General features: G+C 48.8%; 8 protein-coding genes. 4 read left to right on the top strand and 4 right to left on the bottom strand.

The genetic code is table 11. The features are described from left to right. Positions 1-181 precede the first annotated feature (181 nt). Entirely contained in the window at positions 182-2,350 is a 2,169-nt protein-coding gene (locus GF617_RS15710) for an HD domain-containing phosphohydrolase (protein ID WP_309228270.1), read from the bottom strand. Between the two features lie 249 nt (positions 2,351-2,599). On the opposite strand from GF617_RS15710, the gene GF617_RS15705 reads away from it, so the two are divergent. Continuing rightward, a complete protein-coding gene (locus GF617_RS15705) occupies positions 2,600-3,238 on the top strand; it encodes an RpiB/LacA/LacB family sugar-phosphate isomerase (protein ID WP_181619872.1) in 639 nt (212 codons plus the stop codon). Between the two features lie 42 nt (positions 3,239-3,280). Here the strand turns inward: GF617_RS15705 and GF617_RS15700 are convergent, their stop codons facing one another. Further along, a complete protein-coding gene (locus GF617_RS15700) occupies positions 3,281-4,696 on the bottom strand; it encodes an MFS transporter (RefSeq protein ID WP_181619871.1) in 1,416 nt (471 codons plus the stop codon). Between the two features lie 213 nt (positions 4,697-4,909). Between GF617_RS15700 and azuC the strand changes: the two genes are divergently transcribed. Next, positions 4,910-4,993: a stress response protein AzuC gene (azuC, locus tag GF617_RS15695; protein WP_014832437.1), complete on the top strand. Its 84-nt coding sequence runs from the start codon at positions 4,910-4,912 to the stop codon at positions 4,991-4,993. A 107-nt stretch (positions 4,994-5,100) separates the two neighbouring features. Continuing rightward, positions 5,101-5,352, top strand: a complete 252-nt coding sequence (locus tag GF617_RS15690) for a DUF2766 family protein (RefSeq protein ID WP_181619870.1) — start codon at positions 5,101-5,103, stop codon at positions 5,350-5,352. A gap of 81 nt (positions 5,353-5,433) precedes the next feature. On the opposite strand, the gene GF617_RS15685 is transcribed toward GF617_RS15690, so the two are convergent. Both GF617_RS15685 and GF617_RS15680 read right to left on the bottom strand, forming a co-directional pair. Continuing rightward, positions 5,434-6,777 (bottom strand): anaerobic C4-dicarboxylate transporter, encoded by a 1,344-nt coding sequence (locus GF617_RS15685; RefSeq protein WP_203452038.1) that lies wholly within the window; start codon positions 6,775-6,777, stop codon positions 5,434-5,436. Positions 6,778-6,955: 178 nt separating this feature from the next. After that, on the bottom strand, positions 6,956-7,459 hold the full coding sequence (locus tag GF617_RS15680; protein WP_203452037.1) for a non-heme ferritin-like protein: 504 nt from the start codon (positions 7,457-7,459) through the stop codon (positions 6,956-6,958). Between the two features lie 543 nt (positions 7,460-8,002). Here GF617_RS15680 and GF617_RS15675 point away from each other — a divergent pair. Beyond that, positions 8,003-8,560 (top strand): DJ-1/PfpI family protein, encoded by a 558-nt coding sequence (locus GF617_RS15675; RefSeq protein ID WP_181619867.1) that lies wholly within the window; start codon positions 8,003-8,005, stop codon positions 8,558-8,560. Positions 8,561-8,778 lie beyond the last annotated feature (218 nt).

Raw genomic sequence — 8,778 nt, 5'->3', positions numbered from 1 at the left:
TCGCTCAATATTCGTAACCAGTAAGCGCATACCCTGAATCACTTCAAAGTGTAATTCTCAGGGTACGAATGACTATATTTCGCTCTGAGTCAATGGAGATACCCTATCCTACGCTGCTGACAACAGATGCAATGGGAGGAATAGCCAGACAATCTACCCTTTCTCTTCGCAACGAGCCTGACTAGTCGGCGAGGCTGTCGAAAATCGTCTGGAATTTCAAATGGTGCTGACGAAACAGGGCGATAAGCTGTGGATCGAAATGGCGTCCAGTACCGTCGAGGATCACCTCACAGGCCAGATCATGCGTGAAGCCGGGTTTATACACACGCTTTTGCCTCAAGGCATCATAGACATCCGCCAGCGCCAGGATGCGCGCTTCAAGCGGAATTTGTTCACCTCGTAAACCTTCAGGATAGCCACTGCCATCCCATTTCTCGTGGTGGTAATGGATAATATTTTCTGCAACGGCTCCGAGTCCGAGCCCCTGAATAATGCGCCAGCCTTTGATGGTATGAAGTTTCATTTCACTAAATTCTTCTGCCGTGAGTGGCCCTTGCTTGCGCAGGATCCGCTCCGGTACGGCGATTTTCCCCACGTCATGCAGGGAGGCAAAATGTTCAATTTCGCGGATCATCTTGCCTGACAACCCAAGCTCGCGCGCCATGAGCCCACAGTATTTTGCGACGCGCTGAATATGGCTGCCTGTTTCATCATCATGAGCCCGGTTGACCTTCTCAAGCGCTTGCACAATGTTGCGGTTAACTATGCGGTTTTGCCTGAGATGGCGGCGCATCATTAACAGCATACTGATGCTGAACAGGGCGGCGATCAGCAAAATAACACTGATGATTTTTAGCGTATTTTTGGTTAAGTCCGGGAAGAGTTTATGTTCTTCCTGGCGTTCAAGTTGGGTACGAAACTCCGACAGCCGATGAACTTGTGTCAGGAGATGGAATAGCGGGTGGTCAGGTTGTACCCAGGGGCCAATAATCAACTCAGAACGCGTGACACCAGCCACTTTGAGAACGCCCCGGAACAGTTCATTGCCCCGAAGGGTTGATTCCAGAGAGCTGAGATCGCCCAGAATAAAATCGATTTTATTATTCTCGATGGCATCAATAAGACCTTCAATGCTATGGCGAGTTACAATAATAACGTCATTACCAAAGCGTTGCTGCAAATAGGCCGCAGAAAAGGAACCGTCCAGCACCCCCACACGCTGGCTCCGGATATTCTCTTCATCCCACAAAAATGGCTTCCCGATGCGATTGTAATAAACGTTGTGCCAGGCAATGTCCGGACCAATACGTCCATCGGCGTGGGTAGTGTCATTGCGTTCGGCAATGTTGACCAGGCGGACAGGCCAGTGCTGTTGGGGCAGGATGGAAGCATAGTTATCGATAAAATTGACATCCACACGTATGCCTAATAAATCACGCATATTGTTAATCATATCGATCGCCGTGCCATGATATCCGTTGCTATCTTTCCAGATAATCGGGGCGAAATTTTCATTTTTGGGCAAATTGATTTGCAGGTGATTGTTCGCAAGCCAATGACGTTCCTGATCGGATATCTCAATGCGACTCAGGAGGTAGTTTCGCTTACTCTCTTCCAGCGTTTTGCGCATTTCGCCGCTGCGATACCATTCACCAATAAACGCATTGATCTTTTCATGCAAAGGGTGGAGTTCCGGACTGAATGCCAGAACAACGGGAATTCGCAACTCAGGGAAAGGTCGGGAGATGAGATAATAGCGCTGCGTGTTTTCCATTTCAGAGGCATCGTTAATATAAACATCCGCCTGATGTTCGCTGAGTAACCGGAATGCCTCTTCGCTAGTGGAGGCGAACCGCAGGGAGCGGAATTTTAGATCAGGGTAGCGTTGCTGGACGCTCTCAAAGGTTGCGTCATCTTTGCGAAAAAGGACGCGTGCATGGCTCAACTGTTCCACTGAGGTGACCGTCATGGTGGGGCTGGCGACAACCACCTCGTTATCGAACAGGCGTGCTGAGAGAATTCGGGTACGGGCACGCTGCTCTGTTCGTACTACACCGGCATAGACCCCATAGCGATTATTCGCAAAACGCTCCCCGATCTCACTTCCGGACAAGGGGTTTAGCCGCAGGTGTGTGCCATATTTTTGGTTGATGGCAGTAATCAGGTCTGGATAAAACCCCTTCGGCTCTCCTTGTGGCGTGTGCCAGAACTCGAAACTGTCGGCGTTATATATCCAGACGGGAATAGGTTCGTCGGGCTGAGCTGCATTTAACGCGGGTATGCTAATCCAGAAAAGCGCAAAAGAGAGAAGCAAGAATGTAAAACGAGGCTTCCAGCAGTGCAGATTCACAGGGGTTCCCCAGGCGGTGTTTTTATAATCTTTTGTCGCAGTCTAGCTAACTGCGAGGGTCGGGAATAGTGATTTTTTCACTTTAAGCAGACGACCTCTTTTTCGCTTAATAATCGTGAAATTGTGAGCCCATCTTCGTTTTTTAAAACAACCTTTCACTTAATTTGAAAGTGTGTTTATTTGATAGTAAGGTTGAAGCGATCAGGTATCCACGGCGGGATCACCCGCAACGTATTCAGGAGAGAAAAGATGAAAATTGCACTGATGATGGAAAACAGCCAGGCGGGTAAAAATCCTATCATCCTTAATGAGTTAAAAGCCGTTGCCGATGAGAAAGGTTTCCCGGTCTATAACGTAGGAATGAGCGATGAGAACGATCACCATCTGACCTACATTCATCTTGGCATTATGGCAAGTATCCTGCTGAATTCTAAAGCGGTTGATTTTGTCGTGACGGGTTGCGGCACGGGGCAGGGGGCGCTGATGTCGCTGAATATTCATCCTGGTGTGATCTGCGGTTACTGCATCGATCCTGCCGATGCGTTCCTGTTTGCTCAGATCAACAACGGTAACGCACTGTCCCTGCCGTTTGCGAAAGGATTTGGCTGGGGTGCAGAACTGAACGTGCGCTTTATCTTTGAGAAAGCGTTCACAGGCCGCAAAGGGGAAGGTTACCCGCCAGAGCGTAAAGAGCCACAAGTACGTAACGCGGGGATCCTGAACCAGGTGAAAGCGGCTGTTGTGAAAGAGAACTATCTGGATACGTTGCGTGCTATCGATCCAGAACTGGTAAAAACAGCGGTTTCTGGCCAGCGTTTCCAGCAGTGTTTCTTTGAAAACTGCCAGGACAAAGAGATTGAAGCCTTTGTTCGCGCTATCGTGGGTTAATGCCCAATAAAATGAAAAAGCCAGCATCCGCTGGCTTTTTTTTTACTTCTTTGATACCGCGCTGCCCGCGTCTTTTGTCAGCCGCAATGTATCAAACATTCCCACCAGACAAATCAGAGCGATCGCCACAAAGGCCAGGCGGAAACTGATGCCGGGTATGGCGGCCAGACCGAATGCATCGCCCATTTTTTCACCAATGCGTATCCCGATTGCCCCGAGTGTGATACCCAGTCCAACGGCTAACTGTGTCGCCGTTGAAAACAGCGTGTTGGCATAACTCATCTGTGGTGAAGGTACGTCGGCAAAAGCCAGTGTACTGACTGCCGTAAACTGGATGGAGCGGAAAACGCCACCAAGATAAAGAATAAGCATAATGAGCCAGACAGGGGTGTGCGGTGTGATCAGTGCGCAGGCCAGCAGTGCCAGTACGTTTAGCGCGCCGTTAATCAGCAGTAATCGCTTAAATCCTAACGAGCGAATAAGCGGTGTCGTGGCAGGCTTTATGGTCAAATTTCCTACGAAAACGGCCAGGACGAGCAGCCCGGAATGGAAGGCATCCATCCCAAACCCGACCTGAAACATCAGAGGTAACAGAAAAGGTACGGCGCTAATCGACGCGCGAAATAATGAGCCGCCGTACATGGTGACCCGGAAAGTCGGAACATCTAACGCATCGAGCCGAATCATTGGCCAGGGAACACGGCGGAAATGGCGAAGGGCAAAAATTAACGCCACTGTACCGATAGCCAGCAGCAGCAACGTCAAACCCTCCTGTACATGCTGGCCTCCCATCGACTCCATAGCATAAACCAGGCTCACCATAGCAATCGTGGTAGCGAGAAAACCCGGAAGGTCAAAGGGGCGCCGCTCATCGTCATGCAGATCCGGAATGATGCGCAGCGCCAGAATAATCGCCACTATACCCAGCGGAACATTAATGAAAAATATCCAACGCCAGTTGGCATAGCTGGTAATGAAGCCACCCAGTGGTGGGCCGATTATTGGTGCAACCAACGCGGGCCAGGTCAATGTGGCAATGGCGGTAATTAGCTGGTGTTTGGGTGTTGTTCGTAAAACCGCCAGACGTCCGACGGGGACCATCAGCGCCCCTCCCATCCCCTGGAGAACACGCATTGCAACAAACTGATCAACCGTGGTGGCGAGTCCGCAAAAAACAGATGCCAGTGTGAAGATGGCCAGAGCAAGGGCAAAAACTTTACGCGCGCCAAAGCGGTCTGCTATCCACCCGCTTGCGGGGATCAGAACAGCCAGGGTGATCAGATATGCACTTATCCCGATGTTCAGATCGACGGCCTGCACGCCAAAGCTTTTTGCCATATCGGGTAGTGCGGTGGCGATAACCGTACCGTCAATAAACTCCATAAAGAAAGCCCCGGCAACCAACAGTGCCGCTGGCGATAAGCCGCGACTCTCTTTGCCGGTGATGTTTTCACTCATTTTCTTCCTGCCATATCAAAAAAATTTATAAAAATTTACTGGAATTTATAGGTTCGTAACCTACGGATTTCACATTATTTTTTTAACAAAATAGCAGCGCTGATGGTTTATTAATCGTGACCAGCATCACAAAAACATTGATTTTTGTGATGCTGGTCATATTATGTGCGCATAGACGATAACACCTGCATAACAAATTACCGGAGCACTATCATGAAACTGCGCAAAATCCTGAAAAGCATGTGGGCAAACTACTGCAACACCTTTAAAGACGTACCACCGGGCGCTATGTTCTGATGTGAAAAAACCTGCTTCGGCAGGTTTTTTTGTGCCTGTAACGACGAGAGGGAGATGAAAGGGCTGACGTTTTGCTACTATGGCGGCCTTTAAATAAGGAGAATCCCATGTCACAAAATTTGAGCGCCGATCAGGAGCTGGTGTCTGACGTCGTTGCATGCCAGTTGGTAATCAAACAAATCCTTGATGTGTTAGACGTCATCGCGCCAGTTGAAGTGCGCGAAAAAATGTCCAGCCAACTGAAAACCATCGATTTCACCAGTCATCCTGCTGCGGCAGATCCTGTCACGCGTCGTGCGATCCAAAAAGCCATTGCGCTTATCGAACTGAAGTTCACACCGCAGGGTGAGTCCCACTAAAATAAACCGATGTTTTGAAATTAGAAACGTTTTTCTGAAAAAACGTCGAAGGGCGACATGTCCTGTCGCCCGGAGAGCGAACTAAAAGAACGTCTGGACCAGTAAATAACTCGCCGCACACGCACAGCTCACACCAATCAGGCCTGGCAATATGAAGCTATGGTTAATGATAAACCGGCCGATTTTTGTTGTGCCGGACCGATCAAAACCAATGCACGCCAGATCGCTTGGGTATGTTGGCAAAACAAAATATCCATAAGACGCCGGGAAGAAGGCAATCAACATTTTGGGGTCGATTCCCAGCATGAGCCCCATTGGGGCGACGGCCGTCAGTGCAGCCGCCTGGCTGTTGACCAGCTTGGAGACCAAAAACAGGACAATCGCGTATGTCCAGGGATGACTTTTTACCACGCCCTCCAGCGCCATTTTGAGTTCATCCAGGTGCGCCTGGAAAAAGGTATCACTCATCCACGCCACGCCGAATACCGAGAAAATAGCGACCATCCCCGCCTTAAAGACTGCCCCGTTAGAGATAGCCGACGCGTTTACCTTGCAGACGATCAACATAACGGCCCCGGCAATCAACATCATCATCTGAATGACGAGGTTCATCGACAGCGCAGTCATTTTGCCTTTAATGTCGAAGGCGGGTCTCAGTTCCGGCAATGCGCCCAGCAGGACAACAACAGCGATCCCGGCGAAGAAGATCCATGTCGACCAATAGGCCTGTTTGGGGAAACGCTGATTCATCAGCGTTTCTGTTCCGCCATAGATAAATTCACGTTGTTTGGGATCTTTCAGCTTTTCCTGGAACTCCGGGTCATCAGCCAAATTTTTGCCACGACGCAGGCTCCATAAAGCAGCGATGGCCACGCCAAACAGTGAAGCCGGGACAGAGATCGCCAGGATTTCCAGAATCCCCCATGCGTGGCCAATACCATGCTGCGCCCCCAGAATGGAAACCAGCGAAACAACGGCAACCGAAACAGGGGAGGCGGTGATCGCCATCTGCGAGGCAATAGAAGCCACTGCCATTGGGCGTTCAGGACGAATTCCTTTTTTTAACGCAATGTCCGCAATAATAGGGAACATGGTGTAAACCACGTGCCCCGTTCCGCAGAGAAAAGTCAGCATCCAGGTCGTGAATGGTGCGAGAAGTGTGATGTGTTGCGGGTGTTTTCGCAGAAGCCGCTCGGCAAATTGCATCATCACATTTAGGCCGCCAGCTGTCTGTAACGTGGCTGCACAACCGATGACGGCAAGAATGGTCAGCATGACATCAACGGGTGGTTTGCCGGGCTGCAGGCCAAAGATAAAACTTAAGATGAAAAGACCGATACCGCTTATCAGCCCAAGTCCCATACCGCCGAACCGCGTTCCTATCAGCAGGCAGAGGATGATGACTATAAATTCGATGGTAATCATGAAGCTCCCTCGTCAATGATAATGAAATTCTCAAAATCATTACATGTTGTGTGGATATGCTTTGGGAGCGAGATCTGATTTGTTTAAATCAAAGGAAAACAATTAGTTGGTAACGAAAATTTAACTAATTGATAAAGCGAAGGGACGGCCTGCCGTCAAAGGTGCAGGCCGGTGGAAATTAGTGTTGCTGATCGTGGACGACATTGAGCAGATGGCGGTCAGTTTGCTCCGGGCAGAGGCCCGCGCGTTTCGCGTTACGGATTTCATCCGCAAGCGTCTTGAGTAACACGCCATCCTGCTGCTGCTCTTTATCAATGTCGCGTAAGAAATCCAGCGTAGTGCTGTCTTTCTGCGCTTTTGCTTCGTCAGCCAGTTTACTGAGCGTGACACGACGTTGTTCGAATTCTTCCAGAGTTTTCTGGAACAGTTCTTCAAGAGATGAATAGTCATCATCCATCATGTCAATGGCCTTCACGATCGGATTGGCCCCAACATGTTTCATAAAGTCGAAAACTCGCATCATGTGAGTGACATTGCTTTGCGCCTGGGTGCGAAAGAAGGAGGCTGTACCGTTGAGACTGTTCTCCGAGCACCAGTCGCTCAAATGCAAATGCAGATTAGACGCATAGAACTCAAGATTCATCTGGGCATTCAGTTTTTGAATCATTGCTTGGGTAGCCATACTAATATCCTTATTTCCTGAGGACCGGGAGGCCCACTGCTTAACCTGGCTCAGCAGGTTGTCGACGCTTACCGTACAATGTCATCACTGCACGATAATTGATAACAGAATAGAGATTTTCTGCTCTTTCTGAATGTGACCGAATATTCACTTCCTGTGTTCGATACAAATTAGCATACCCTTACATTGCATCTAAGAAAACTCCTAACGGCGTATGTTTTACGTTACATTACAAATTTTAATATAATTTAAGTGCTTCAAGAGAGGTATACATTGAGTTTTTATTTAACTATTTGATTTATATGATTTTGCTTTTTTCGGTAATCATTATTGATAATTCAAAAATAACAGTTATTTGATTTGTTCATGGTGTGGGAAAGTTCATAAATAAAAGCTATTCAGGATTGGGATATATGATGCGTTGAATAACTTGATTCAGATCATTTTTTTCAAGATGCGTTGATGTGTGATCCAGTCGTGAGTTTGATTTTAGTTGTCTTGTGAAAATGAAATAATGTTTTAAATAAATTTTCGAGGTGTGTAATGGCTACCGTCGCGGTTTTGCTGGCGTCGGGGTTTGAAGAAGCTGAGGCGATTATCATCGTTGATATTCTGCGTCGTTTGCATATTGAGGTTGATACTCTTGCCTGCGCGGAGTCCCGTGCAGTAGTGAGCTACCATAACATTCCCATGGTGGCGGACAGCACGTTAGCGGAGCGCATTGACGTTCTTTATGATGCTGTCGTCCTGCCCGGCGGACCTCAGGGGAGTGTTAATCTGGCGGCCAGTTGTGATGTCGTGCGGTTTGTTTCCGCCCATGATGAACGTGGAAAACTGATTTGCCCTATATGCTCTGCGGCCGCCAGGGTATTGGGCGGTAACGGTCTGCTTAAAGGTCGTCGTTACGTGTGCTCCGGCGACTTATGGCAGACGGTAAAGGACGGAGAATACGTTGATGCGCCGGTGGTTGAAGATAAAAATCTGATCAGCGGCAAAGGTCTGGGGCACGCGTTTGATTTTGCGCTGACGCTTTCTGCCCGTCTGCTGGGCGATGAAACCCCCGCTCGCGATCACGCCGAACATATTTACTATTCCTGGTAATTTTCCAGCCGGGCGCTATGGCGTCCGGCTGACAGGGACGTCTTGGCTGACCTTATGGATAATTCTGCTTAATCCCCTGTCATTTGTCGGACAAAACCCGCTGTTTTTATGTCATTTATCGCTGAATTTATGCACGCAATTACTGTAATTCTGCCGTGTGATGGCGCTCTCTTATGGATGATTAATTTCCCGCTAAAACTATCACCAACACTAACGCT

The sequence above is a fragment of the Lelliottia sp. RWM.1 genome (genome assembly GCF_016859735.1).
Classification (GTDB): domain Bacteria; phylum Pseudomonadota; class Gammaproteobacteria; order Enterobacterales; family Enterobacteriaceae; genus Enterobacter.
Note: the sequence above shows the minus strand (reverse complement) of the source record. Positions and strands in the feature narration are given on the sequence as shown.

Excerpts from the sequence above, each read along its gene's own strand:
- azuC (WP_014832437.1), top strand. The coding sequence starts at position 4,910 with ATGAAACTGCGCAAAATCCTGAAAAGCATGTGGGCAAACTACTGCAAC.
- GF617_RS15700 (WP_181619871.1), bottom strand. The coding sequence starts at position 4,696 with ATGAGTGAAAACATCACCGGCAAAGAGAGTCGCGGCTTATCGCCAGCG.
- GF617_RS15675 (WP_181619867.1), top strand. The coding sequence starts at position 8,003 with ATGGCTACCGTCGCGGTTTTGCTGGCGTCGGGGTTTGAAGAAGCTGAG.
- GF617_RS15680 (WP_203452037.1), bottom strand. The coding sequence starts at position 7,459 with ATGGCTACCCAAGCAATGATTCAAAAACTGAATGCCCAGATGAATCTT.
- GF617_RS15690 (WP_181619870.1), top strand. The coding sequence starts at position 5,101 with ATGTCACAAAATTTGAGCGCCGATCAGGAGCTGGTGTCTGACGTCGTT.
- GF617_RS15705 (WP_181619872.1), top strand. The coding sequence starts at position 2,600 with ATGAAAATTGCACTGATGATGGAAAACAGCCAGGCGGGTAAAAATCCT.
- GF617_RS15685 (WP_203452038.1), bottom strand. The coding sequence starts at position 6,777 with ATGATTACCATCGAATTTATAGTCATCATCCTCTGCCTGCTGATAGGA.